The sequence below is a fragment of the Allobosea sp. 67-29 genome, from assembly GCF_001898115.1.
GTDB lineage: Bacteria > Pseudomonadota > Alphaproteobacteria > Rhizobiales > Beijerinckiaceae > Allobosea.
Window position 1 is genome coordinate 109846 of the sequence record NZ_MKSQ01000005.1, and the last position, 25717, is coordinate 135562.

At 67.3% G+C, this 25717-nt stretch carries 24 protein-coding genes; 14 read left to right on the plus strand and 10 right to left on the minus strand.

What is annotated here, in order from left to right:
• Window positions 1-7: 7 nt before the first annotated feature.
• Window positions 8-1450: an aldehyde dehydrogenase gene (locus tag BGO20_RS01045; protein ID WP_291662781.1), complete on the minus strand. Its 1443-nt coding sequence runs from the start codon at window positions 1448-1450 to the stop codon at window positions 8-10.
• A gap of 160 nt (window positions 1451-1610) precedes the next feature.
• Between BGO20_RS01045 and BGO20_RS01050 the strand changes: the two genes are divergently transcribed.
• Window positions 1611-1733, plus strand: coding sequence for a hypothetical protein (locus BGO20_RS01050; RefSeq protein ID WP_291662782.1), 123 nt, complete (start codon window positions 1611-1613; stop codon window positions 1731-1733).
• A gap of 246 nt (window positions 1734-1979) precedes the next feature.
• Window positions 1980-2888: a LysR family transcriptional regulator gene (locus tag BGO20_RS01055; RefSeq protein WP_291662783.1), complete on the plus strand. Its 909-nt coding sequence runs from the start codon at window positions 1980-1982 to the stop codon at window positions 2886-2888.
• 81 nt (window positions 2889-2969) lie between these two features.
• Here BGO20_RS01055 and BGO20_RS01060 read toward each other — a convergent pair whose 3' ends face one another.
• Entirely contained in the window at window positions 2970-3362 is a 393-nt protein-coding gene (locus tag BGO20_RS01060; RefSeq protein ID WP_299856322.1) for a hypothetical protein, read from the minus strand.
• On the opposite strand from BGO20_RS01060, the gene BGO20_RS01065 reads away from it, so the two are divergent.
• The 7 genes from BGO20_RS01065 (at window position 3336) to BGO20_RS01095 (ending at window position 10199) form a co-directional block, all read left to right on the plus strand.
• Window positions 3336-4265, plus strand: coding sequence for a M24 family metallopeptidase (locus BGO20_RS01065; RefSeq protein ID WP_299856324.1), 930 nt, complete (start codon window positions 3336-3338; stop codon window positions 4263-4265). The two genes, BGO20_RS01060 and BGO20_RS01065, sit on opposite strands and share 27 nt — an antisense overlap.
• A gap of 39 nt (window positions 4266-4304) precedes the next feature.
• A complete protein-coding gene (locus BGO20_RS01070) occupies window positions 4305-5342 on the plus strand; it encodes a TRAP transporter substrate-binding protein (RefSeq protein ID WP_291662785.1) in 1038 nt (345 codons plus the stop codon).
• A 64-nt stretch (window positions 5343-5406) separates the two neighbouring features.
• On the plus strand, window positions 5407-6027 hold the full coding sequence (locus tag BGO20_RS01075) for a TRAP transporter small permease subunit (protein ID WP_291662786.1): 621 nt from the start codon (window positions 5407-5409) through the stop codon (window positions 6025-6027).
• On the plus strand, window positions 6024-7307 hold the full coding sequence (locus BGO20_RS01080) for a TRAP transporter large permease (protein WP_291662787.1): 1284 nt from the start codon (window positions 6024-6026) through the stop codon (window positions 7305-7307). Before BGO20_RS01075 ends, BGO20_RS01080 begins: the two co-directional genes overlap by 4 nt.
• Window positions 7308-7355: 48 nt before the next feature.
• Window positions 7356-8042, plus strand: coding sequence for a DUF2848 domain-containing protein (locus BGO20_RS01085; protein WP_291662788.1), 687 nt, complete (start codon window positions 7356-7358; stop codon window positions 8040-8042).
• Window positions 8043-8044: 2 nt separating this feature from the next.
• A complete protein-coding gene (locus BGO20_RS01090) occupies window positions 8045-9400 on the plus strand; it encodes an amidase (protein ID WP_291662789.1) in 1356 nt (451 codons plus the stop codon).
• Window positions 9401-9404: 4 nt separating this feature from the next.
• Window positions 9405-10199 (plus strand): putative hydro-lyase, encoded by a 795-nt coding sequence (locus BGO20_RS01095; protein ID WP_291662790.1) that lies wholly within the window; start codon window positions 9405-9407, stop codon window positions 10197-10199.
• Between the two features lie 209 nt (window positions 10200-10408).
• On the opposite strand, the gene BGO20_RS01100 is transcribed toward BGO20_RS01095, so the two are convergent.
• Window positions 10409-10714 carry a hypothetical protein gene (locus BGO20_RS01100; RefSeq protein ID WP_291662791.1) on the minus strand — a complete coding sequence of 102 codons (306 nt, stop codon included), beginning with the start codon at window positions 10712-10714 and terminating at the stop codon, window positions 10409-10411.
• A gap of 6 nt (window positions 10715-10720) precedes the next feature.
• A complete protein-coding gene (locus BGO20_RS01105) occupies window positions 10721-11731 on the minus strand; it encodes a 1-aminocyclopropane-1-carboxylate deaminase (protein WP_291662792.1) in 1011 nt (336 codons plus the stop codon).
• Between the two features lie 157 nt (window positions 11732-11888).
• Here BGO20_RS01105 and BGO20_RS01110 point away from each other — a divergent pair, with 157 nt between their 5' ends.
• Window positions 11889-12353, plus strand: a complete 465-nt coding sequence (locus BGO20_RS01110) for an Lrp/AsnC family transcriptional regulator (protein WP_291662793.1) — start codon at window positions 11889-11891, stop codon at window positions 12351-12353.
• 192 nt (window positions 12354-12545) lie between these two features.
• Here BGO20_RS01110 and gyrB read toward each other — a convergent pair whose 3' ends face one another.
• From gyrB to hmgA, 6 genes are all read right to left on the minus strand, one after another.
• Window positions 12546-14984 carry a DNA topoisomerase (ATP-hydrolyzing) subunit B gene (gene gyrB / locus BGO20_RS01115; RefSeq protein ID WP_291662795.1) on the minus strand — a complete coding sequence of 813 codons (2439 nt, stop codon included), beginning with the start codon at window positions 14982-14984 and terminating at the stop codon, window positions 12546-12548.
• 169 nt (window positions 14985-15153) lie between these two features.
• Window positions 15154-16992 carry a DNA helicase RecQ gene (gene recQ / locus BGO20_RS01120; RefSeq protein WP_291662796.1) on the minus strand — a complete coding sequence of 613 codons (1839 nt, stop codon included), beginning with the start codon at window positions 16990-16992 and terminating at the stop codon, window positions 15154-15156.
• An 81-nt stretch (window positions 16993-17073) separates the two neighbouring features.
• Entirely contained in the window at window positions 17074-17706 is a 633-nt protein-coding gene (gene maiA, locus BGO20_RS01125; protein ID WP_291662797.1) for a maleylacetoacetate isomerase, read from the minus strand.
• Window positions 17707-17716: 10 nt separating this feature from the next.
• Window positions 17717-19045, minus strand: a complete 1329-nt coding sequence (fahA, locus tag BGO20_RS01130) for a fumarylacetoacetase (RefSeq protein WP_291662799.1) — start codon at window positions 19043-19045, stop codon at window positions 17717-17719.
• A gap of 11 nt (window positions 19046-19056) precedes the next feature.
• Window positions 19057-20370, minus strand: a complete 1314-nt coding sequence (locus tag BGO20_RS01135; RefSeq protein ID WP_291662801.1) for an MFS transporter — start codon at window positions 20368-20370, stop codon at window positions 19057-19059.
• A gap of 141 nt (window positions 20371-20511) precedes the next feature.
• Entirely contained in the window at window positions 20512-21876 is a 1365-nt protein-coding gene (gene hmgA / locus BGO20_RS01140; RefSeq protein ID WP_291662803.1) for a homogentisate 1,2-dioxygenase, read from the minus strand.
• Window positions 21877-22032: 156 nt separating this feature from the next.
• On the opposite strand from hmgA, the gene BGO20_RS01145 reads away from it, so the two are divergent.
• From BGO20_RS01145 to BGO20_RS01160, 4 genes are all read left to right on the plus strand, one after another.
• Entirely contained in the window at window positions 22033-22467 is a 435-nt protein-coding gene (locus tag BGO20_RS01145; protein WP_291662805.1) for a MarR family winged helix-turn-helix transcriptional regulator, read from the plus strand.
• A 113-nt stretch (window positions 22468-22580) separates the two neighbouring features.
• The gene (locus tag BGO20_RS01150; RefSeq protein WP_291662807.1) at window positions 22581-23330 is read left to right on the plus strand and encodes a GntR family transcriptional regulator; all 750 of its coding nucleotides are present in this window, start codon (window positions 22581-22583) and stop codon (window positions 23328-23330) included.
• 166 nt (window positions 23331-23496) lie between these two features.
• Entirely contained in the window at window positions 23497-24705 is a 1209-nt protein-coding gene (locus BGO20_RS01155; RefSeq protein ID WP_291662809.1) for an ABC transporter substrate-binding protein, read from the plus strand.
• Between the two features lie 107 nt (window positions 24706-24812).
• Window positions 24813-25715, plus strand: a complete 903-nt coding sequence (locus BGO20_RS01160; protein WP_291662811.1) for a branched-chain amino acid ABC transporter permease — start codon at window positions 24813-24815, stop codon at window positions 25713-25715.
• Window positions 25716-25717: the final 2 nt, after the last annotated feature.

The window sequence follows — 25717 nt, forward strand, 5'->3', positions numbered from 1 at the left end:
CTCGCCTTCAGAACGGGTAGTGCTGGGGGCCTTCGATGGTGATCCATCGCAGGTCGGTGAACTCGGCAATGCCAGCCTTGCCGCCGAAGCGGCCGTAACCCGAAGCCTTGACGCCGCCGAACGGCATCTGGGCCTCGTCCGCGACCGTTGGCCCGTTGATGTGGCAGATGCCCGTCTCCAGCCGGCGCGCCACCTCCATCGCCCGCTGGACGTCACGCCCGAACACCGCAGAGGACAGTCCGTATTCGGTGTCGTTGGCGACGCGGATCGCGTCCTCGACGCCCTTGACCCGAATGACGCTCTTGGCCGGGCCGAAGGATTCCTCGCTGTAGATGCGCATTTCCGGCGTGACTCGGTCGACGACGGTCGCGCTCACGATCGTGCCTTCGCGCGTGCCGCCGGCCCGGATCACGGCGCCCTTGGCCTTGGCATCGGCAACCAGCGCCTCGATCTTTTCCGCAGCCGCCTCGCTGACCAGCGAGCCGAGCACGACCGGTCCACGCGGATCGCCGGCCGGCAGCGCCGCCGCTCGCGCCGCGAACTTCGCGACGAAGGCGTCGGCGATCGTTTCGTCGACGATGATGCGCTCGGTCGACATGCAGATCTGGCCCTGGTTCATGAAGGAACCGAAGATCGCGGCATCCACCGCCGCATCGAGATCGGCGTCATCGAGCACGATCAGGGGTGCCTTGCCGCCGAGCTCGAGCAGCACCGGCTTGAGATGACGCGCCGCCGTCTCCGCGATGATGCGCCCGACGCGGGTGGAGCCGGTGAAATTGATGCGCTTCACCGCAGGATGGACGATCAGCGCCTCGACTACCGCGGCGGCATCGGCCGGCGCGTTGGTGACGACGTTGATGACACCTTTCGGCAGGCCGGCATCGCGCAGGACCTCGCCGATCATGCGCTGGGTCGCCGGACAGAGCTCCGAAGCCTTGAGCACCACCGTGTTGCCGCAGGCGATCGGCAGCGCCACGGCGCGGGTGCCGAGGATTACCGGCGCGTTCCACGGCGCGATGCCGACGCAGACGCCGGCCGCCTGGCGGATCGCGAGCGACAGGCAGCCAGCTTTGTCGGACGGAATGACCTCGCCACCGATCTGTGTGGTCATCGCCGCCGCCTCGCGCAGCATATTGGCGGCCAGTGTCGCATTGAACCGGCCCCAGGGCGTGGTCGCACCGGTCTCGCGCGTCATCGTCGCAGCGAAATCATCGGCACGCGCGGCCATCAGATCGGCCGCCTTTAGCAGCAGCGTGCGACGGGCGGTCGGAGCGGTCTGCGACCAGGCCGGGAAGGCTGCAGCCGCGGCTTCGACAGCGTGCATGGCGTCCTCGACTCCGCCGGCAGCCGCCCGCGAAGCGACATCGCCGCGTACCGGATCCCTGCGCTCGAAGGTGCCGCCGGCAACCGCCGGAACATCCTGATTGTCGATGAGGAGCCCAATCGTCATGTCGTCTCTCCCAGCGCCGGCGGCTTGGCCGCTTCTGAAGGCGTCGAGGCCTCGTTGCTCCGAACCAAGCACGGAAACGGGGGTGAGGCAAGATAGTTTGATATCCAATGATTGGACATCAAACCCAGCCGCGATCGCGACGAGGACCAGGCTCGCTGCGATGGAAAAGCCCAATGCCATCCGCAAGCTCGGCTTGTGCGATGGCGCAGAGCACTGGGGCGCTGCTGCGGAGCACGCTGGCGTGCGCTCCTTTGATGCGGACGCCGCGACGGCGACGAATTGACCGGGAAGGCGGGCTTTCGAGGCCCATGGTTCGACACCGCTCCCACAACCTCGAGTCCAAGCGCCCGGCGGCCTGGGGCCTCGAGGCCGCGTCGCGTCGGAAGCGCTTCTGGAGCGAGCGACTGGGAGCGGATGTTGGCCGGGCAGTCTTGCCGACGAGCTTCCTCAAAACCGGCTAGCGTCCCCGATCCGGCGCCGAGTCGGCTTTTTGTTGGCTTGCAGACGCAAGCCTCGACATCATGGGGCCATGATCGACCTGCGCAACATCGAGACCTTCTTCTGGGCCGCGGCGCTCGGCAGCCTTCGGGCAGCCTCGGAGAAGCTCGGAACCACCCAGCCCGCGATCTCGCAGCGGATCGCCTCGCTGGAGGCGGCGCTCGGCGTGCGGCTGTTCGAGCGCGACGCCCGCGGCGTCAAGCTCACGGCCAAGGGCCACGAACTCCTTGCCCATGCCGAGCGGATGATGCAGGCGCGCCGCGACATGATGCAGGCGGCCCGCGACCAAACCACCATGAGCGGCACGTTGCGCATCGGGGTTGCCGAGACGATCGTGCAGACCTGGCTGCCCAAGCTGATCGAGGAGGTCCATGTCGCCTATCCGGCGCTCGTCCTGGAGATCGAGGTCGATAGCACCCATGTGCTCCAGTCGCATCTGATGGCGCGCCAGATTGACCTCGCCTTTCTGCTCGGCCCGGTGCTGGAGGCGCGGGTCGAGAACCTGCCGCTCTGCACCTATCCGCTTGCCTGGGTGGTCAAGCCAGGCGCGGGCCTCGGCCCCGGCTCCGTGTCGCTCTCCCGCATCGCCGCGCTCCCGATCATCACCTATCCCTCCAACAGCTCGCCCTATCGGCAGGTCCGCGACATGCTGATGCGCGCCGGCATCTCGACCCCGCGCATGTATGGCAGCGCCTCGCTCTCGATGGTCGTGCGCATGGTGCTCGACGGCATCGGGGCCGCCGTGATCACGCCGGTCTTCCTCGGTCGCGAGCTGGAACGCGGCGAATTGCAGATCGTCGAGGTCGAGGCCGATCCTCTGCCCGATCTGAGCTTCACCGCGAGCTGGATCGATGGACCCGACAGCCATCCCGCCCGCGTCATCGCGCGTATGGCGCAAGCGGTCGCACGGCAGGATGGTCGCGGTGCGGAGGGGGGATAAATCTGGCTTATACCTCCGTTCCAAACATACGATTGGACAGCAACGCCCGCCATGCCCTGCAATGCCGATGCATAGACGGCTCTAAAGCCGCGGCAGAGGGGTCACGCGTTGAACGTTGCAGACATCGCGATTTCGAAGCGCCTTGCCTTGGGTGCTGCTGTCGTCGTCTCGTCCTGATCCGCAATGACGGTCGGAGCGGCGCGCGACATCATCGATCTGCTTGCGGAGCGGCGGAGCGCTCTGCTGCAGCTCGCGCGCGACCATGGTGCCGGCAGCGTCGCCGTCTTCGGCTTCGGTAGCGCGCTTGGCGCCGGCAGCGCTTCGCACGGTGCCCTTCGGTTCTTCAGCGGTTGGGATGGGCATGAAAGCCTGTCGCTCATGCTCGTCACCCAACAGGGCGCGCATCTTCTGGTCGGCAGCCCGTTCATGCTGCCGCTGGCGCGCGAGTTGCAGCCGGATCTTGCCGTCGAGCATGTCCCGCCGCTGGACTGGGGCAAGGCGCTCGTGGCGCTGGCGAACGGCACTTGCGTCGCGACGGTAGGCTTCGGCGAATTGCCCCGGGAGCTTGATGCTGCGCTGACGGCGGACGGCTTTGTCGCTGGCCCCTCGCTGGACGACGCCGCAGCGCGACTGCGGCTGGTCAAGGATGCAGCAGCCCTTGGCCGGCATCGCGACGCGGCCGCCCTGTGCGATCTGCTCTTCGGCCGGCTCGGTGCGGAGCTGGCGAGGCGGCGTCCGGCCTGGGAAATCCAGCTCGATCTCGAAACCGAGGCGCGTCGGCAGGGCGCCGATTATTGCCGGACCTGGCTGACCGTCGCGCCGGCAGCGGACTACCCGCGCTACTGGCCGGCGGAGGCGCGGCGGGTGCCCGAGCCTGGCGACCAGGTTCTCTTCGGCGTCGCGCTGACAGTCGACGGTCATTGGGGCCACGGCATCCGGATGGGCAGCATCGGGCCCCAGAAGGCCGCGCACCGCGAACTCGCCGGCCATGTCGAGGCCATGCTGGAGGCGGGGCTGTCGGTGCTGCGTCCGGGCCTGCCGCTCGGCGGAGCCGAGCAGGCCATGGAGGCGGTTCTGGCCGAGCGCGTCGATGCGCAGGACCGCCCGCGCCTCCGGCGCTTCCGCAACGGGCATGGTCTGGGCTTCTCCTATGAGGAGCCGCTGACGACCGGCGTGTTCCGCCAGCACTTCGATCCCGGTGCGCCGCCGGCCGCGGCCTCCGATCTCGCGCTGGCGCCCGGCATGATCTTCGAGCTCCATCCCAATCTGTTCGTGCCCGATCTCGGCGGCGCGGCGCTCGGCGAGATGGTCCTCGTCACGCCGGACGGCTCCGAATGCCTGCTCCACCATCCTCGCGCCTGCCAGTCCTGGGACTAGGGCGCGAGGCATTTCACCACCACCAACGAGGGGATAACGATGAAAGCTTTCATTCTCGCGGCGGGCCTGCTCGCGGCAACCGCCGCCTCCGCACAGGACCTGCCGAAGACCAGCCTCAAGATCGTCGGCGGTTTGAGCAACCTGACGGCCTATCAGGACTACGAGCAGCCGTTCTGGACCAAGACGATCCCCGAGAAGTCGAAGGGGCAGGTCACGGCCGAGATCAAGGGGTTCAACGAGATGGGGCTGAAGGGCCCCGAGCTGCTGCGGTTGATGTCGCAGGGCGTGATCGAGTTCGGCACGGCGACGCTCTCCTATTTCGCCAGTGACAACCCGATCAACGAGGCTATCGATCTCGCCGGCCTGGCGCCCGACGCCAAGACCGCGCGCAAGATCACCGACGCCTTCGAGCCGATCTACGCCAAGTTCTACGGCGAGGGCTCGAAGGTCCGCCTGCTCGGCATCTCGCCCTATCCGGCGCAGGTGCTGTTCTGCAATGCCGAGATCAAGGGCCTCGCCGATCTCAAGGGCAAGAAGGTCCGCACCTCCAGCCGCACCCAGGCCGAGTTCGTCGAGGCCTTCGGCGGCTCGAGCGTGACCATGGCCTTCGGCGAGGTCGTGCCGGCCCTGCAGAACAAGGTCGTCGACTGCGCCATCACCGGCTCGCTCTCCGGCTATTCGGCCAAATGGTACGAGGTCTCGACCCATCTGCTGGCGCTGCCGATCAACTGGAACCAGCAGATCCACGCGGTCAACGAAGCCGCCTGGAACAAGATCGACCCCAAGGTCCGCGAGTTTCTGGCGACCAACATCAAGACCCTGGTCGGCCAGATCTGGGACGCGGCCGCGCAGCAGACCCAGCAGGGCTATGATTGCAACACCGGCGCCGCCGCCTGCACGCTGCCGGTCAAGGGCAAGATGCAGCTCGTGGTCCCGACCGACGCCGACAAGGCGCTGCTCAAGACCGTGCTGCAGGAGAAGGTGCTGCCGAAATGGGCCGCACGCTGCTCGGCCGATTGCGTCGCCGGCTTCAACGCCACGATCGGCAAGGAACTCGGCCTGACCGCCAAGAAGTAAGCGCCGGAACCGGAGGCCGGCCCGCGCCGGCCTCCTCCCCACTTGACCGGGAGCCGAGGATGCCATGACCAATCCGCCCCCGCCTAACGCTCTGGCGGCGCTGCTGCGCCATGCCGAGAGGCTGTCCCGCGCCGCCGTCTGGTGCGCCGGGGCCCTGACCATCGCGAGCGTGCTGCTGATCTCCTTCGACGTGCTCGCCCGCAAGTTCCTTGGCTTCACCACCGGCGGCGCGGACGAATTGTCGAGCTATGCCTTCGCCGTCAGCACGAGCTGGTCGCTCGCTTTCGCGACCCTGCAGCGTGCCCATGTCCGCGTCGACGTGCTTTATCAGTACCTTCCCGTGCGGCTCGCCGCCGTCCTCGACTGGGTCTCGCTGGTCGCGCTCGGCGTCTTCATGGCGATGCTGACCTACTATGCCTATGACGTGGTCGGCGCCTCGCTCGCCCAGAGTTCGCGGGCCAACACGCCGCTGGCGACGCCGCTCGCGATCCCTCAGGGGCTGTGGTTCGTCGGCCTGCTCTTCATGTGCGTCGTCCTCGCCCTGATGCTGCTGCGCGCCTCGATCGCGCTGGTGACCGGCGACATCGCCACCGTGAAGGCGATTGCAGGCGTCCGTTCCACCCAGGAAGAGGCCGAGGAGGAAGCCGCCGCCGGCGAGCGCATGGTCAAGGGAGACGCGGCATGATCGCCACCACCCTCATCCTCCTGCTCGTCCTGATCGGCCTGTCGATCCCGGTCGGAGCGGCGCTCGGCGTACTCGGCCTGATCCTTGACCCGCTCTATTCGATGCTGCCGCTGACCCGCGGCATCGGCGAGCTGGCCTGGAGCACCAACAACGAGTTCCTGCTCGTCGCCATCCCGCTCTTCATCCTGCTCGGCGAGATCCTGCTGCGCTCCGGCCTTGCCGAGCGGATGTATGGCGCGATGAGCCTGTGGCTGTCCTGGCTGCCGGGCGGGCTCATGCACGCCAATATCGGTGCCTCCGCTTTGTTCGCGGCGACCTCCGGATCGAGCGTCGCGACCGCGGCGACGGTCGGCACGGTCGCGCTGCCGCAGATCAAGCGCTACGGCTACAACGAGCCGCTCTTCCTCGGCAGCCTTGCGGCCGGCGGCACGCTCGGCATCCTGATCCCGCCCTCGATCAATCTCGTGCTCTACGGAGTGCTGACCAACTCCTCGGTGCCCAAGCTCTATCTTGCCGGCATCATTCCCGGCCTGCTGCTGGCCGGCCTGTTCATGCTTACGGTGATCATCGGTTGCATCGCGAAGCCGGAATGGGGCGGGCGTCGCATTACCGCGAGCTGGGGCGAGCGTTTCGCCAGCCTGAGGCATCTGGCGCCGCCACTCGGCATCTTCCTGCTCGTGGTCGGGTCGATCTATGCCGGCCTCGCCACGCCGACGGAGGCTGCCGCGCTTGGCGTAACCGGTGCGATGATCCTCGCGGCATTCTCGCGCCGGCTGACATTGTCGATGCTGCGGGACGCCGTCGAGGGCACGATGAAGGCGACTGCGATGATCATGCTGATCATCCTCGCCGCCGCCTTCCTCAACTTCGTGATGTCGGCGACCGGCATAACCGACGCGATCACCGGTTCGATCCGTGGCCTCGGCCTGTCGCCGGTGCAGATGCTGTTCGTGATCGTGGTGTTCTACCTGATCCTCGGCTGCTTCATGGAGACGCTCTCCATGATGATCACGACGATCCCGATCGTGGCGCCGATCATGATCGGGCTCGGCTACGATTCGATCTGGCTCGGGATCCTGATCATCGTGCTCGTCGAGGCCGCGCTGATCACCCCACCGGTCGGCCTCAATCTCTTCGTGGTCCAGAGCCTGCGCAAGAGCGGCTCGATGAATGCGGTGATCATGGGCAGCATGCCCTATGTCGCGGCGATGGCATTGCTGCTGCTGCTGCTCGCGCTCTTCCCGGACCTCGCGCTCTTCCTGCCCCGCGTCTTCGACTAGGCGCGGAGGTATCACCTTTCCCAATTCCCGAAAAATCTGCAGGACGTCATGGAACTCCACTTCACCGTTGAAGGCGGCGCTGCCACGAAGCCGCTCAAGGTCGAACTCGCCCAATTGGTCGTCGCCGGCTGGGCCGGGCGCGACCGCGCCGCGATCGAGCACCATATCGAGGAACTCGCCGCCATAGGCGTGCCGCGGCCGAGCACGGTACCGCTCTACTACCGTGTCGCCGAGAGCCTGGCGACGCAGGCGGAGTCCATCCAGGTCATCGGGACCGAAAGCTCCGGCGAGGTCGAGACCTTCGTTTTCAGCGCCGGCGGCGAGATGTATGTCAGCCTCGCCTCCGACCATACCGACCGCAAGCTGGAGACGATCGGCGTTGCGATCTCCAAGCAGCTCTGCGCCAAGCCGCTGGCACGCAAGGCCTGGCGCTTCGCCGAGGTTGCCGGGCACTGGGACGAGATGATCATCCGCTCCCATATCGAGGAGAACGGGGCGCGCGTGCTCTATCAGGAAGGTCCGCTGGCCAGCCTGCGCCCGCCGCTCGAGCTCATCGCCGGCTTCACCGGCGGCGCAGCGCTCCTGCCGGACGGAACCGGGATGATCTGCGGCACGGTCGGTGCGATCGGCGGTATCCGGCCGTCCCCGTCCTTCGCCATGGAGCTGTTCGATCCCGTGCTCGGCCGCAGCATCGAGCATGCTTACAGGATCGTGTCGTTGCCGGAAGTCGCCTGACCATGAGCCGGACGCTGACCGAGCTGCGCGATGATCTCGCCGCGGGGCGCACCACCTCCGTCGCCCTGACGGAAGACGCCCTGGCGCGCGCGCAAGCGAACGACGGTGAAGGCGCCCGCGTCTTCACCAAACTCTACGCCGAGCGCGCTCTGCAAGCGGCCCGCGCCTCCGATGCCCTTCGGCAAGCCGGTTTCATCCGCTCACCCCTCGAGGGTCTGCCGATCTCGATCAAGGACCTGTTCGACGTCGCCGGCGACATCACCAAGGCAGGCAGCGTCGCGCTCGACGACGCGCCGCCCGCCCGGGCCAATGCGCCTGTGGTCGATCGCCTCGTCGCCGCCGGCGCGGTCATCGTCGGCCGCACCAACATGACCGAGTTCGCCTTCTCCGGGCTCGGGCTCAACCCGCATTACGGCACGCCGCTGAACCCGTTCGACCGGGCCGCCGGGCGCATTCCGGGCGGCTCGTCCTCGGGGGCGGCGGTCTCGGTCAGCGATGGCATGGCGGCAGCCGCGGTCGGCACGGATACAGGCGGTTCGGTCCGGATTCCCGCTGCGCTCTGCGGCCTCACCGGTTTCAAGCCGACTGCACGGAGGGTCCCGCGCGAGGGGGCCATGCCGCTTTCGACCAGCCTCGATTCGATCGGGCCGATTGCGCGCAGCGTCGCCTGCTGCGCGATGCTCGACGCGGTTCTCTCCGGCACTGGCGAGAACCTGCTCGGTGAAGCGAGCCTCGCCGGATTGCGGCTCGCCGTGCCCAGGACCGTCGCGCTCGACGGCATGGACACGGTGGTCGCGGCCGGCTTCGAAGCCGCGCTCGGGGTCCTGTCGCGGGCCGGTGCGCGGATCAGCGAGATCGACATCCCCGAATTCGCGCAGCTCGGCGCGATCAATAGCAAGGGCGGCTTTACGGCGGCGGAAGCCTGGCACTGGCATCGCGATGTGATCGAGCGGGCGGGCGATCGCTACGATCCGCGCGTGCGAGTGCGGATTCTGCGCGGCCGGGAGATGTCGGCTGCCGACTATATCGACCTGCTGGCGGCCCGCTCCGCCTGGATCGCCGCGGTCGAGGCGCGGATCGCCCCCTTCGACGCGCTGGTCATGCCGACCGTGCCGGTCGTCGCGCCTCGGATCGACGAGCTGTCGGACGACGCTGCCTTCGGCGCCACCAATTTGCTGATCCTGCGCAACCCCACCTTCATCAACTTCCTCGACGGCTGTGCCCTGAGCGTGCCGTGCCATCGCCCCGGGGAGGCGCCGGTCGGGCTGATGCTCGCCGGCGCGGCTGGGCGCGACCGCGCGGTCCTGTCGATCGGGCAGGCGGTGGAACAGGCGCTGCGCGCCGCAAGCGGGAGCTGAGGCCATGGCCGAAAACCTGTCCTTGCTTGATCCCCATGCGGCGCGCCTGGCGGTTCGCTCGGGCGCCTTCGACGCGCCCACCGCGAATGTCGCGCCGGGCTTCGTCCAGGCCAATCTGGCGATCCTGCCGCGCGAGCTCGCCTTCGAGTTCATGCTGTTTTGCCAGCGCAACCCGAAGCCCTGTCCGCTGATCGGGGTGTCCGAGATCGGCGATCCCATGCTGCCTGCGCTTGGGCACGATCTCGACATCCGCAGCGACCTGCCGCGCTACCGCATCTGGCAGGACGGCGAGCTGGTGGCGGAGCCGGCCGACATCCGCGACTACTGGCGCGAGGATCTGGTCAGCTTCCTGATCGGCTGCTCCTTCTCCTTCGAGGAGGCGATGCTCGCCGCCGGCCTGCCGGTGCGCCATATCGAGCAGGGCAGCAACGTGCCGATGTACCGGACCTCGATCGCGACGACGCCGGCGGGCCGCTTTTCCGGGCCGCTGGTGGTCTCGATGCGCCCGCTGACGCCGGCCGATGCGATCCGCGCCGTCCAGGTCACCGGCCGGTTTCCGTCGGTTCATGGGGCGCCCGTCCATCTCGGCGACCCCGCCGCCATCGGCATCCAGGACATCATGGCGCCCGATTATGGCGACCCCGTCGAGATCAGGCCCGGCGAGATCCCGGTGTTCTGGGCTTGCGGTGTCACGCCGCAGGCCGTGATCGCTCATACCCGTCCGTCGTTCTGCATTACCCACGCACCGGGTCGTATGCTCGTCACCGATATTCGCAACGGCGCGCTCGCCGCGGGCTGATCCTTCAGGGGGGTCGGTGGCGGCGCGCCAGAAGCTGGGGTTGGGACGTCGCCCGCCGCCGGCTGTGGGGGGCCCACAAGTCCGGATCGCGCTTCCATACGCGGTCGAAAGTCAAAATGGCCTGCCTCTGGTAGAGCGCGACGCCGCACTCAGAACGGTCGATCGAGCGCCAGGAGATCGACAAGCGCGAAGCCGCACGGCTGGGTGGCTCAAGGGAAAAGCGGCTCGATCGGCTCAAGCCGGCGGACCGGCTCGATCGCCAGCAACCTCATGGCCACTCCCGCCGGCAGCGCGGCATCCGCGCGCCAGCGCGAGACGAGGCTCGCCGGGTCGCTCGGCCCCCGCAGCTCGACGGCCATGATCTCCCGGCTTGGTTGGCCGTCCTCGTCGCGCTCCGTGGCGACTAGGCGGAGCCTGCCTTGCGAGGCGCGCGCGAGCTGCTCGACCCGGCCGAGCAAAGCCTGCCGGGTGCCCTCGGTCCGCGAGTCGTATTCGAGAAGCAGCAGCGCTTCCATGGCGGCTCAGCCGTTGCGGAAGGTGTAGCTGTAGCCGTTGATCGCCGGCACGCCGCCGAGATGGGCGTAGAGCACCTTCGAACCAGCGGGGAAGAAGCCCTTCCGTACCAGGTCGATCATGCCCTGCATGGATTTTCCCTCATAGACCGGGTCAGTCATCATGCCTTCGAACCGTGCCGAAACGCGTATCGCCTCGATGGTTTCCTTCGAGGGAACGCCGTAGAGCGGATAGGCGTAATCCTCGTTCAGCACGATGTCGTCTTCGGTAATATCCTTGCCGCCGACCAAGGCCGACGTCTTCTGCGCGATGTCGAGCACCTGTGCCTTGGTCTGCGTCGGCGTCGCCGAAGCGTCTATGCCGATGACGTTTCGCTGGCGCCCGTCTTTGGCAAAGCCGACGACCATGCCTGCATGGGTCGAGCCGGTGACGGTGCATACGACGATGTAGTCGAACTTGAAGCCGAGCTCGGCCTCCTGAGCCCTGACCTCTTCGGCAAAGCCGACATAGCCGAGACCGCCGAATTTGTGGACCGAGGCGCCTGCGGGGATGGCGTAGGGCTTGCCGCCCTTAGCCTTCACATCCGCCAGCGCGTTCTCCCAGCTGGCACGGATGCCGATGTCGAAGCCCTCATCGACCAGTTCGACATGGGCGCCCATGACGCGGGACATCAGGATATTGCCGACCCGGTCGTAGACCGCATCGTCATGCGGAACCCAGCTCTCCTGCACGAGCCGGCACTTCATGCCGATCTTGGCGGCGGTTGCCGCGACCATGCGGGTGTGGTTCGACTGGACGCCGCCGATCGAGACCAGTGTGTCGGCGCCGGACGCGATCGCGTCGGGGATAATGTATTCGAGCTTGCGCAGCTTGTTGCCGCCGAAGGCGAGGCCAGAGTTGCAATCTTCGCGCTTGGCGTAGAGCTCGACGGCGCCGCCGAGAAAGGCGGACAGCCGGGAAAGTCTCTCGATCGGCGTCGGTCCGAAAGTCAGCGGATAGCGTTCGAATTGGCTTAGCATGGCGGCTTCTCCCCATCACTTGAATGGGCGAAAGCTAACGAAATCACGCTGAAACGTCCTTTCAAACTTGAGCTGTAGATTGCCATTCAAGCGACGTTGATTTGCTCGTGAGAACTTTTTGCTTTCATAGAATGGGGGAAAAATGGAAGGCTGTTTCATGGACGATGAACTCGACCGGACCGACCTCAAGATTCTTCGTCTGCTACAGTCCGACGGGCGCCTCGGTAATGCCGAGATCGCCAAGCGCGTGAACACCAGCCCCGCCACCTGCCACCGCCGGATTCAGCGTCTCTTCGCCGAGGGCTACGTCACCTCGGTGCGGGCGCAGATCGCCCCGCAAAAGGTCGAGATGGGCACGCTCGCTTTTGTCGGCGTGGTGCTGGACCGCTCGACCCCGGAGAGCTTCGGTGCCTTCGAGGAGGCGATCCGCGAGATGAAGCTCGTGCTCGACTGCCACATCGTCGCTGGCGATTTCGATTACATCCTCAAGATCCGCGTGCGCGACATGGCCGACTTCAACAAGCTCCATGCCGACCGGCTGATCGCGCTGCCGGGCGTGCGTCAGACACGCACCTTCTTCGTGATGAAGGAGGTCGTGGACAACGCGCCGCTGGTGTTTTGAGGGCGAAGCTCAAGCCGCGATCGCGACCGTCCCAGTCGTCGTCCGAAGCGCCCGTCAGGACCACCTGCGCGCAGCCGGACGATCTTCAGACGGCTCAAATCTTGGGATCGATGATCACGTTAAGCCGCGCCTGGAGGCCTTCAATGGGCGGAGGAATTCGACTCACGATCGGGTTCACGCTCGACACGGCGCTCAGATGTCGACGGTGGCGTTGAGCGCGTTGGTCTGGATGAACTCGCGGCGCGGTTCGACGACGTCCCCCATCAGCTTGACGAATAGGTCGTCGGCCTCGCCGTTCTGGTCGACCTTGACGCGCAGCAGGGAACGGACGTCGCGATCGAGCGTCGTCTCCCAGAGCTGATCCGGGTTCATCTCGCCCAGCCCCTTGTAGCGTTGCAGCGCGACCCCCTTCTTGCCGATGGTCGAGACCGCATCGAACAGGTCGCTCGGCCCGTTGATGGCGAAGGAATCCCCCTTGCGGGCAAGCGTGCCGGGGCTGGCATAGGCCTCCTGCAGCGAGGCGGCGGCGGCGTGCAGCTTGCGCGCTTCGGCGCTGGCGAGCAGGCCGGCGTCGATCGTCGCAGCCTGCTTCACGCCGCGCACCATCCGCGTGAACACGAAGCCGCCGTCGCTGACCTTGCCCTCCCAGCCTCGCTCCAGCTCGTCGGAGATGGCGTCGAGCCGTTGCGCGATCCTGGTCGCGGCGGCGTTCGCCGCTTCCGTGTCGTCCTCGCCGAGCGGATGCAGCGCGCCTGCGATCGCCATCTGCTCGACGATGCGGCGGTCGTAGCGCGAATGCAGCTGCGCCAGCGCGTTGCGGACGTTGCGCGCCTCCTCGATCAGCGCCCTGAGATCGGCACCACCGCGCTCCACGCCCCCGGCCGTCTTGAAGGTCGCGCCCTCGATGGTGGAATCGATCAGGTATTCCTCGAGCGCGCGCTCGTCCTTGAGATAGACATGGCTCTTGCCGCGGCTTGCCTTGTAGAGCGGCGGCTGGGCGATGAAGAGATGGCCGGCATCGATCAGCTCCGGCATCTGCCGGAAGAAGAAGGTCAGCAGCAGCGTGCGGATATGGGCGCCGTCGACGTCGGCGTCGGTCATGATGATGATCTTGTGGTAGCGCAGCTTGGCGAGGTTGAAGCCGCCCTGGTCCGCGTCGGCGCGGCCGATGCCGGCGCCCAGCGCCGTGATCAGCGTGCCGACCTGCTCGGATGAGAGCATCTTGTCGAAGCGTGCCCGCTCGACGTTGAGGATCTTGCCGCGCAGCGGCAGCACGGCCTGGTATTCGCGGGCGCGGCCCTGCTTGGCGGAGCCGCCGGCCGAGTCGCCCTCGACGATGAAGAGTTCGGACTTGGCCGGGTCTCTCTCCTGGCAATCGGCCAGTTTGCCCGGGAGGGACGCGATGTCGAGCGCGCCCTTGCGGCGGGTGAGGTCGCGCGCCTTGCGGGCGGCCTCGCGGGCGGCGGCGGCCTCGACGACCTTGCCGACGATGGTCCTGGCTTCGTTCGGGTGCTCTTCCAGCCATTCGGAGAGCGCCTGGTTGACGACGTTCTCGACGACCGGGCGGACCTCGGAGGAGACCAGCTTGTCCTTGGTCTGCGAGGAGAATTTCGGATCGGGCACCTTGACCGAGACGATCGCGGTCAGGCCTTCGCGGCAATCGTCGCCGGTCAGCGAGACCTTCTCCTTCTTGGAGATGCCGGAGGTCTCGGCATAGCCGGTGACCTGGCGGGTCAGTGCGGCGCGGAAGCCGGCGAGATGGGTGCCGCCGTCGCGCTGCGGGATGTTGTTGGTGAAGCAGAGCACGTTCTCGTGGTAGCTGTCGTTCCACCACAGCGCGACGTCGACGGTGATGCCGTCCTTCTCCGCCGTCAGCATGATCGGCTTGTCGACGACGGCCGTCTTGGCCCGGTCGAGATAGCGCACGAAGGCTTCGACGCCGCCTTCATACATCAATTCCTCGCGCACCACCTCGGCATGGCGCGCATCGGTCAGGACGATACGCACGCCCGAATTCAGGAAGGCGAGCTCGCGCAGGCGATGCTCCAGCGTCTTGTAGTCGAACTCCACCATGGTGAAGGTCTCTTGCGACGGGGTGAAGGTCACCTCCGTGCCGCGCTTGTCGCCCTGCGGGCCGACGACGGCGAGCGGCGCGACCGCCTCGCCGTGGCGGAATTCCATGAAGTGCTCGTGCCCGCCGCGCCAGATGCGCAGCTTCAGCGAGGTCGAGAGCGCGTTGACGACCGAGACGCCGACGCCGTGCAGGCCGCCCGAGACCTTGTAGGAGTTCTGGTCGAACTTACCGCCGGCATGGAGCTGGGTCATGATGACCTCGGCCGCCGAGACGCCTTCCTCGCTGTGGATATCCGTCGGAATGCCGCGGCCATTGTCGGTCACCGTGACCGAACCGTCGGCGTTCAGCGTCACCGTGACGATGTCGGCATGGCCGGCCAGCGCCTCGTCGATGGCGTTGTCGACGACCTCGTAGACCATGTGGTGCAGGCCCGAGCCGTCATCGGTGTCGCCGATATACATGCCCGGCCGCTTGCGAACCGCATCCAACCCCTTGAGAACCTTGATGGAATCGGCGCCGTAATCGTCGGGCTGGGCGCTGAGCGCGGCATCGGTCATGAAGTCGTCCTTGAACGGGCGAGCGAGCGCCCGCGAGAATCCTGATTCGAAAGCACAATATAGGGACAGACGATGGCTTTTTCACGCGCCCGCGTATGTGCGTGCGTGAGCGCGAGCCCCGCTGCCGTCCTTGCTGCGCTCGCACGGCAGGTCGGTGGGAGAAGAGTCTTCAGCCGCGGAACGCCGCGATCGCCTCGAGGAAGGTCTCGCCATACTGGGCGAGCTTGCGTTCGCCGACGCCTTCGATCGCCCGCATCTCGTCGAGGCCGAGCGGGCGTTCGCGCGCCATCGCGATCAGGGTGCGGTCGGTGAAGATGATATAGGCCGCCACGCCCTCGGCGCGGGCAAGCTCCAGCCTGAGCTTGCGCAGATGCTCGAACAGGGCCGCGGTTTCTCCGTCGAGCCCGTCGGCGCGCGCCGCCTCCCGCTCGGAGCGGCGCGAACGGCGCTCGGCGAACGGATCGACTCGGAGTGCGATGCTCTCGCGCCCGAACAGGATGTTCTCGCCCTTCGGCGTCAGCTTGAAGCCGCCATGCTCGACGCTGGCCTCGGCGAGCGCGCCGGCCGCAAAGAGCTTGCGCGTCAGCCCCATCCAGGCGGCCTTGGACTTGTCGGCGCCGACGCCGAAGGTCTTCAAGCCGTCATGGTTCTGGCGGCGGATGGTTTCGGTCGTCGTGCCCGTGAGGATGTCGGCGAGATGGCCGGCGCCGAAGCGTTCGCCCGAGCGGATCACGGCCGAAAGCAGCTTGCGCGCCTCCAGCGTCGCGTCCTGCAGTGCCGGCGCTTCCGCGCCGCAGAGATCGCAGCGGAACGGCACCTGCCCGTGCCGACAGGACGGCGTCTCCTCGCCGAAATAGGCCAGCAGCGCGCCGCGCCGGCAGAGCGCGTTCTCGCACAGGTCGATCATCGCGTTGAGGCGCTTGTGTTCGATGCCCCGGCGCTCGTCGTCGATCGGCTTCTCGTCGATCTGGCGCCGTCTCAGCACCATGTCGTCGACACCGTAGAGGGTGAGCGTGTCGGCCGGGAGCCCGTCGCGGCCGGCGCGGCCGATCTCCTGGTAGTAGCTTTCGACCGAGCCCGGCATGTCGGCGTGGACGACGAAGCGCACATCCGGCTTGTTGATGCCCATGCCGAAGGCGATGGTGGCGCAGACGACGACCTCGTCCTCCTGCAGGAAGATATCCTGGTTGCGGTTGCGCTCCGCCTGCTCGAGCCCGGCATGGTAGGGCAGGGCGTTCCAGCCTTTTTCACGGAGCCCGGCCGCAAGGCGCTCGGTCTTGCTCCGCGAGGAGCAGTAGACGATGCCGGAGCCGCCGCGATGCCGGCGCAGGAAATCGTCGATCTGCCGGCGCGGCTGATCCTTCGGCGCGAAGGCGAGCTTCAGGTTCGGTCGGTCGAAGGAATGCACCACCATCTGCGGCGGCGCAGGGAAGAGCTGCTGGGCGATGTCGGCCTGGGTCTGCCGGTCGGCGGTGGCGGTCAGCGCCGTGACGGGCACGCCGCCCAGGGCCTCGCGCGCCTTGGCGAGCAGGCGGTACTCCGGGCGGAAATCATGGCCCCATTGCGAGACGCAATGCGCCTCGTCGATGGCGAGCCGGTTCACGCCGATCCGCTTCAGCCGCGAGACCAGTCCCTCGCCGGCCAATCGCTCCGGCGAGACGAAGAGCAGGCGCAATTCGCCGGCATTGAGCTTGTCCCAGGCCTCTGCGGCCTCCTCCTCGCTGTTCATCGAGTTGAGCGAGGCGGCCGATACGCCGGCGCGGACGAGCTGGCCGACCTGGTCGCGCATCAGCGCGATCAGCGGCGAGACGACCAGCGTCAGCCCGCCCGCGACCAGCGCCGGCAGCTGGTAGCACATCGATTTGCCGGAGCCCGTCGGCATCACCGCGAAGACGTCGCGCCCGTCGAGGGCGGCGGCGATCACCTCCCACTGTCCGGGGCGGAAGTCGTCGTAGCCCCACACGGATTTCAGGATCGCGCGGGCTTCTGATTCGCGGGAGGGCGACATGGGATGTGGGTGTGCCGCAGCTGGCCACGCTTGGCCAGTCTCCGGCACGGATCGCCACCCCAAATCGGGGGAAGACCACCTTTAGCCGGCCGCGTCGGCCTGCTTGGCGGGGTGCGCCGCCTGGAAGGCCGGATGCGCCTCGGCCAGCATTTCGACGCGCAGGATCCGCGGATAGGCCTCGAGCGGCACGTTGAAGCGCCGCGCCGCATAGAGCTGCGGGACGAGATAGGCGTCGGCGAGACCGGGCGCCGGCCCGAAGCAGTAGCCGTCCTCGCTGATCATCGCCTCCACCGCGGCGAAGCCCTGTCCGATCCAGGTCGCGATCCAGCCGTTGACCTCCTCCTCCGGGCGGCCGAGCGGCCCGCGCAGATAGGTCAGCGGCCCGACATTGTGCAGCGGATGCACGTCGCAGCCGATGATCGCCGCAACGGCGCGGACTTTTGCGCGTGCGACCGGATCGGCGGGCAGGAGCGGCGGATTCGGATAGACCTCTTCCAGATATTCGATGATGGCGGGCGATTGCGTGAGCACGCTGCCGTCATCGAGCACCAGCGTCGGCACGCGGCCCTGCGGGTTGAGCGCGCGATAGGCCTCGGTTTTCTGCTCGCCGCGGACAAGATGCACGAAGGCCTGCTCCGCCGCGATGCCCTTCAGGGCGAGCGCGATGCGCAGGCGATAGGAGGAGGTCGAGCGCCAGTAGCCGTAGAGCTTCATCGCTTTCTCCTCACGGAGCAGGCTGGATGATGGCCCGGCATTCGCCGAAGCCGATCGAGGCGAAGCCGTCGCGCCGGGCCTGCGCCCTCAGCACGATCTCGTCGCCATCCTCGAGGAAGCGCCGTTCCTCGCCGGAGGGCAGCTCGATCGGGGTGCGGCCGCCCTGCGTGCTCTCCAGCAGGCTGCCGCGGCTGGCCTGGTCAGGGCCGGAGATGGTGCCGGAGCCGAGCAGGTCGCCCGGCATCAGATTGCAGCCATTGCTGCTGTGATGCGCCAGCATCTGCGCGACGGTCCAGTACATGTGCCGCGCGTTCGAGCGGGCGAGACGATGGGCCGGCAGGTTGTCGCGCCGCATCGCTTCGGTCCGGATCAGGACGTCGAGTTCGAGATCGAAGGCGCCTGTGGCTTGATCCTCTGCATCGGAGAGATAGGGCAGAGGTGCGGGGTCGCCTTCCGGACGCGGAGGCTGCGCGATCCGGAACGGCGCCAGCGCCTCGGGCGTAATGATCCAGGGCGAGATGGTCGAGGCGAAGCTCTTCGCCAGGAACGGCCCCAGTGGCTGGTATTCCCAGGCCTGGACGTCGCGCGCCGACCAGTCGTTCAGCAGGCAGAATCCGGCGATGTGGTCCGCCGCCGCGGAGATCGGAACCGGCTCGCCCTGCTCGTTGCCCGGCCCGACCCAGATCCCGAGTTCGAGCTCGTAGTCGAGCCGCCGCGACGGCCCGAAGACCGGCGCTGCGGCATCCGGGGCTTTGGTCTGTCCGTTGGGACGACGGACCGGTGTGCCGGACGGCCGGATCGACGAGGCCCGGCCGTGATAGCCGATCGGCACGTATTTGTAGTTCGGCAGCAACGGGTTGTCGGGCCGGAACAGCTTGCCGACCTCGGTCGCATGATGGATGCCGACATAGAAGTCGGTGTAGTCGCCGATGCGCGCCGGCAGATGCAGCGTACAGTCCACGAGATTGGACAGCAGCGGAGCGAGCTGGTCGCGCTCCGGCGCATCTTCGCGCAGAAGCTCCGAGAGCCGGGCCCGCAATGCCTTGCGCGGACCGGCGCCGAGTGCCAGCAGCCCGTTGAGGCTGCCGTCCGCGGCGGCCCTGACGGCGTCTGCGGCCGCGCCGGTGAGAAGCCCGGCTTCGAGCAGGCCGGCAAGGTCGAGCACCTGGTCGCCGATCGCCGTGCCGATCCGGGGCGTTCCGTCCGGCGGCGAGAACAGGCCCAGCGGCAGGTTCTGGATCGGGAATTCCGGATGGCCGTTGGCCTCGGTCACCCATGAGCGGAGCTGCGGATCGTGGGTCTCGTCGAGGCCGTTGGCGAGGGCGGCGTGATCGGTCATTTCCGGCGTACTCACTTCAGCAGGTCGGCGCCGCGCGTCTCGCGGGCGCTCAGCATGGCCCATACGGCCGGCAGCACCATCAGCGTCGCGTAGACCCCGACGGCCAGCGGCGCGTGGAAGGCATCGAGGAGCCAGGTGCCGATGATCGGCGCCAGGGCTCCGCCCAGCACGGCGGCGACGGAATAGGCGGTCGACATCGCCGTATAGCGGACGCGCGCCGGGAAGAGTTCGGTGAAGAAGGCCGACATGCCGCCGACGATGATGCCGTGGAAGGTGAGCGTCAGCAGGGTCGCGGTCTTGAGCTGTGCCGCCGATGCGCCTTCGCCCAGCGTGAACAGGTAGAAGCCGGCGGCGACGCCGCCGACGAGCCCGAGCAGGGTGACGGGCCGGCGCCCGATGCGGTCGGCCGCCGCACCCGCCAGCAGGATCACCGCGACTTCGACCAGCGAGCCCCAGAACAGGGCGTCGAGAGCCGCTCCGCGCGGCGCCTTGAGATAGACGGTCGCGAGCACGATGAAGAAGGTGGAGAACAGATAGAACAGGGCGCTCTCGCCGGCTTTGACCAGGAAGACGCGCAGCATGCTGGCGGAGTGGGTCGAAAGCGCCTCGCGCAGCGGCGCGTGCGCCACCTCCTGCCGGTGCTCCTTCAGTTCGACGAAGGCCGGCGATTCCTCGACGCGGCGGCGCACCCAGAAGCCGAACAGGATGAGGACGGCGGAAGCGAGGAACGGGATGCGCCAGCCCCATTCGACGAAGGCGCTCTGCCCGTAATGGCCGATGACCAGGCCGATCACGGCGGTGGCGAGGACGTTGCCGGCCGGGCCGCCGATCATCGGGAACCCGGTCCAAAGGCCGCGCTGCCGTGCCGGCAGGCTCTCCGCGACGATCACCAGCGCTCCGGTCGACTCGCCGCCGACGGCGAAGCCCTGCAGCAGGCGCAGGATGATGAGGAGCACCGGGGCCAGCACGCCGGCCTGCGCATAGGTCGGCAGCACGCCCATCGCGACGGTCGAGATGCCCATCAGCAGCAGGCTGGCGACCAGGCTGCGCTTGCGGCCGATCCGGTCGCCGAGCGTGCCGAAGAACCAGCCGCCGAGCGGGCGGGCGACGAAGCCGACGGCCTGCGCGCCCAGCGCCGCCAGCAGCCCGGCGAACGGGTCCGTCGCCGGAAAGAAGGCGGTGTTGAAGACCAGCGCGGCGCAGACCGCGAAAACCGCGAAGTCGTACCACTCCACGATGGTGCCGATGCTGCTCGCGATCAGCAGGCGGATACGGGCGGCCTGGCTGCTATGGGCAGGCGAGGCCGAAACGGATTGCACGCTCATGGGATGTCTTCCTCACCTGGATGTCGGATCGCGACACGGCACTCGGTCAAAGCCGAGAGCCGCGACGATCGCGGCTCGGGTTGTTTCTGCCCGGTTTTCTGTCGGAAGGATGAGGCCGCGGCGAACGCTGCGGCCCGAGGGTTACTTCGGTGCCGGGACCTTCGGATCGAAGTATTTTTTCAGGGCCTTGCCGTAGCCGGCATAGCTCTTCTGGAAGGCGGGGCTTTCGGCCGCGAATTGCGAGACCTTCTGCGGGAAGCGGGTCTCGAACATGAAGGCGAGCGTGCCTTCGAGCTTGTGCGGCTTGAGCTCGACGTTCGAGGCGCGCTCGAAGGCGTCCATGTCGGGCCCGTGCGGCAGCATCATGTTGTGCAGCGAGGCGCCGCCCGGCTGGAAGCCGCCACCGGTCTTCGCGTCGTAGACGCCGTAGACCAGCCCCATGAACTCGCTCATCACGTTCATGTGGTACCAGGGCGGCCGGAAGGTGTTCTCCGCCACCAGCCAGCGGTCGGAGAAGATGACGAAGTCGATATTGGCCGTGCCGGGCGTCTCGGAGGGCGAGGTCAGGACGGTGAAGATCGACGGGTCGGCATGGTCGAACAGGATTGGCCCGACCGGTGAATATTTGCGCAGGTCGTATTTGTAGGGCGCGTAGTTGCCGTGCCAGGCGACGACGTCGAGCGGGGAATGGCCGAGATCGCAGGCCCAGAGCTTGCCGCCCCATTTCACGAACATCGTCGAGGGCGCGTCGCGATCCTCATAGGCCGCGACCGGGGTGAGGAAGTCGCGCGGATTGGCAAGACAGTTGGCGCCGATCGGTCCGCGCTCCGGCAGCGAGAACGAGCCGCCATAGTTCTCGCAGAGATAGCCGCGGGCCGGCCCGCCGGTGAGCTCCACCCGGATCTTCACGCCGCGCGGGATGACGGCGATCTCGCCCGGCTCGATGTCGATGATGCCGAACTCGGTCCAGACGCGCAGGCTCCCCTGCTGCGGCACGAACACCATCTCGCCGTCGGAATTATAGAAATACTCGTCCTTCATCGAGCGCGTGATGAAGTAGAGATGCGCGGCCATCCCGGCCTGCGCGCCGGCGTCGCCGCAGGTCGTCATGGTGCGCACGCCCTCGACGAAGCTGAGCTGCTCCGCCGGGATCGGGATCGGGTCCCAGCGATAGGGTGCGATCGGCAAGTCGGGCGTCGCGACCGGCGCCGTCTGCCACAATCCGATATCGGCGGCGCGGAACTCGCCGAAATGCACGACGGTCGGGCGGATGCGGTAGAGCCAGGAGCGCTCGTTGGTGGTGCGCGGCGCGGTGAAGGGGGAGCCGGAGAGCTGTTCGGCGTAAAGGCCGTAGGCGCATCTCTGCGGCGAATTGCGTCCGAGCGGCAGCGCGCCGGGCAGCGCCTCGGTCTCGAAGCCGTTGCCGAAACCGGACATGTAGCCGGTCGCGATGGCGCTCTCGGACTTGCGGTCGCTCGCGTGGACTGCGGGATTCTGGACGTTCATGTTTCTTCTCCCGGAGAGAATCGCCGTCTTCGACGTGGTCTTGGTGCCGTGATGGGCGGAGGCATTCCTCCGCCTCGACCGTCCCGGATCGTTCCTTCGAGACGGGAACCGCGATATCGTTGCAGCGGTAACCGTCGATTTTGTAACTAACAAGCGATGACCAAGCTCGCCCTCGAAACCTTCCTGCCCTATCGCCTCAACCGGCTCTCGGCCGCGGTCTCGCAGGAATTCCGTGCCGTCTATGGCCCGCATCACGACCTCACCGTGCCGGAATGGCGGGTTCTGGCGACGCTCGGCCAGTTCGAGGCGATGAGCGCCAAGGAGATCGGCGCGCATTCGGCGATGCACAAGACCAAGGTCAGCCGTGCCGTCCGCGCCCTGGAGGAGCGCCGCTGGCTCACCCGGCGCGAAAGCCCCGACGACCGGCGCGAGGAGATTCTGCGCCTGACGTCGCTGGGGCGGAAGACCTATGGCGAGATCGTCCCGCGGGCGCTGGCCTTCGAGGCCAGGATCCTGGAGGCGCTGGGCCCGGATGCCGAGCGGCTGCTGACCGCGCTGCGTCATCTGGAACTGACCCTCGACCAGCGCTGAGACGTGCCGGGACCGGGGCCGCCGGAGCCGATATGTCCCCTGCCGTGGTGACAGCGGCCGCGGCGGATCGGAGGCATGCTGAACACCATCGCCGGCCATGGATCCCGATCCGCATGCAGAATCGCTTCAGCTTCCCGGTTTCAGAGCCTTCGGCGACCGCGGCGGAGAGCGGTATCTCCGGTCGCCGGCGCTCGGGGGATGTCTACGAGACGCTGCGCAGCGCCATCCTCTCCGGCGAGATCCGCCCCAACGAGCCGTTGATCGAAGCGGACATCGCCGCGGCGCTCGCGGTCAGCCGCACCCCGGTTCGGGAAGCCTTGCAGCGGCTGGCCGTGGAGCAGCTGATCCTGCCGCGCAAGCGCGGCTGGGCGGTGCGCGAGATCACCGCGCTCGAGGCGGGCGAGAATTCCGAGGTCCGGGCGGCGCTGGAAGGCTACGCGGCGCGGCTTGCGGCGGAGCGCGCCACCGAGGCCGAGATCGCGGCGGCGGCCGCGGTCCATGCCCGCAGACTCGCCATCGATCCGGCCGATGACGCGGCGCGCGTCGAGACCAATCGGGAATTCCACCGCGTGATCGTCGATGCCGCCCGCAACGGCAGGCTGCGGGACGCGATCCTGCGCTCCGGCCGCTTCTACTTCAACGGCTCCGTGGCACGCATGACCTCTCCGGAGGAGTTCCGCCTCAGCAACGAGGATCACGCCCTCATCCTCGCTGCCTTGCGGGCGCGCGACGGGGACCGCGCCGAGCATGCCATGCGCGGTCACATCATGCGCACCTTCCATATTTTCCGGAAGCTGGCCTATCCCTCGCCCGACGCATCGTCCCTCGCCCCGCTGCATGCCACGTCCGGCGAGGGAGCATGACCGGTCGGCAGGCGGTGTCCGGCAGTGGCGGTGCGGGCTCCGGTGTCCCAAGCGGCTGTGACAGCATGGACTCCGGCCCGCTCTATGATCGCCGAAAGGCTGGCCTGTGGCATCGCCGCAAGACCGGCCTCAACGACAAGACGAACCGACCACAGGGAGAGAGATGATGAGGACGACGCGAGTCGCAGTTGGCCTGGCGCTGGCCGCCAGCCTGTTCACCGGCCTCGCCGCGCGCGCCGAGGACCCGGGCATCACCGACAAGGCGATCAAGATCGGCATCTTCGGGCCGCTCTCGGGGCCGAACATGGCCTATGGCTTCGACGTCGTGAACGCGGCGAAGATGTATTATGACAAGATCAACAAGGAAGGCGGCATCCACGGCCGCAAGATCGAGTACGTCGTCGAGGACGACCGCTGCAACGCCAACGATCTCGTCGCCGCCGTGAAGAAGCTGGTCGAGCAGGATCAGGTCTTCATGCTCAATGGCGGCTCCTGCTCGGCGGCCGTCGTCGCCGCCAAGGACTATGTCGTCCGCAACAAGGTGCCGCTCCTGATGCTCAACGCATCGGGCGACGGCGCGCTCTTCCCGCCGACCGACTACATCTTCGGCGCCTATTCGATCTCGCAATACGCCGTCGGCGGCGCGATGATCGAGTTCGCCGCAAAGAAGCTCGGTGCCAAGACCGTCGCCTACATCAATCATGACGACGCCTACGGCGCCTGGAACCTCGAGGGCTCGAAGAAGGATGCCGAGGTCAACGGCGTCAAGCTCGTGGTCGAGTCCGTCAATCCGAACATCAACGACGTCACCGCGCCGTTCCTGAAGCTGCGCGCGGCGAATCCGGACGCGATCCTGCTCGTGACCTATGCCCGGCCGGCCGCGCTGCTGATCAAGAAGGCGCATGAGATGGGCTTCAACAAGCCGATCATCCTCTCCGTGACCGGCACGGCGAGCCTGGGCCAGCTCGCCGAGAATGTCGGCAAGGACGCGCTCAAGAACTTCTACACCCAGGAGGTCATGATCGATTCCCCCGGCGGCGCGAAGCTGAAGCCGATCTACGACATGTACAAGGCGGCCTATCCCGATCTGGCGGCCAAGCCCGACCATCCGCAGACCTACATGCCCTATGGCATCCCCTCGGCGATGTCGCTCGTCAAGGCGCTGCAGGATGCCGGCCCGAACCCGACGCGCGAGAAGGTGCTTGCGGCGCTGAAGACGCAGGATTTCGACTCCGGCGTGATGGCCGGGCGGATCCAGTTCGGTCCCCAGCAGCGCGCCGCCAACCGCTCGACGATCTTCATCAAATACGACGGCAACACGATGACCCCGCTGCCGGGCGTCTTCACCAGCCGCTGGACCTATCAGGCGAAGTGACCGCCACGGGCAGGCTGTTCGGCCTGCCTCATGAGAACGGGCGGCGGCATCCGCGCCGCCGCCCTTCCCTGACCTGAGCATCGGGCCGGACATGGACTTTTAAGCTGATGGACCTGCAACTCGCCCTGATCTTCCTGCAGCAAGGCATCGCCTCCGGCCTCGTCTCGGGCAGCGTCTATGCCCTGCTCGCGTTGGCGATCGTGGTCATCTTCAAGACCTCGGACGTGCCGAACTTCGCCCAGGGCGAGGTCTTCATGGCGGCCGGCTACGTCGCGCTCTATCTCTTCGTTTTCCAGCAGATGCCGATCTGGGTCGTGCTGCCGGCGACGCTCGTCGTCGCCTTCCTCGCCATGGCGCTGTTCCGCCGCTTCGTGCTCGATCAGGTCGCGAAATCGGCCAAGGACCTCGTCTATCTCGTCATCGCCACCCTCGGCCTGTCCTATGTGCTGAAGGGGTTGGTGCGCCGCACGGGTTTCGGCGACACGCCGCGCTCCTTCCCGGCGCTGGTCCCGACCGACTCCATCATGATCGGCCAGGCCTCCGTCACGCTGCTCGACCTTGCCATCTTCGGCACCGCAGTCGTGGTGATGGCGGCCTTCTTCTGGATGTTCAACTACACCAAGATCGGCCGGGCCATGCGTGCCGTCGGCATGAACCCGAAGGCCGCCCAGCTCGTCGGCGTCGACCTGCGCCGCTGCCATATGCTGATCTGGGGCCTCTCCGGCGTGATCTCCGCCATCGCCGCGCTGCTGATCTCGCCGAAGATCCTGATGACCGCCGACATGGGCTCCATCGTCATGCTCGCCTTCGCGGCGGCGATCGTCGGCGGCTTCTCCAGCCTGCCGGGCGCCGTGGTCGGCGGCTTCGTCATCGGCATCGTCGAGAATCTGGTCGGGCTGTTCATCTCCTCGCGCGCCATCGTGCTCGCCCCCTTCCTCGCCATCCTGATCGTGCTCGTCCTGCGCCCGCAGGGCCTGTTCGGCGGGAAGCTGACGATCAAGAAGGTCTGAAG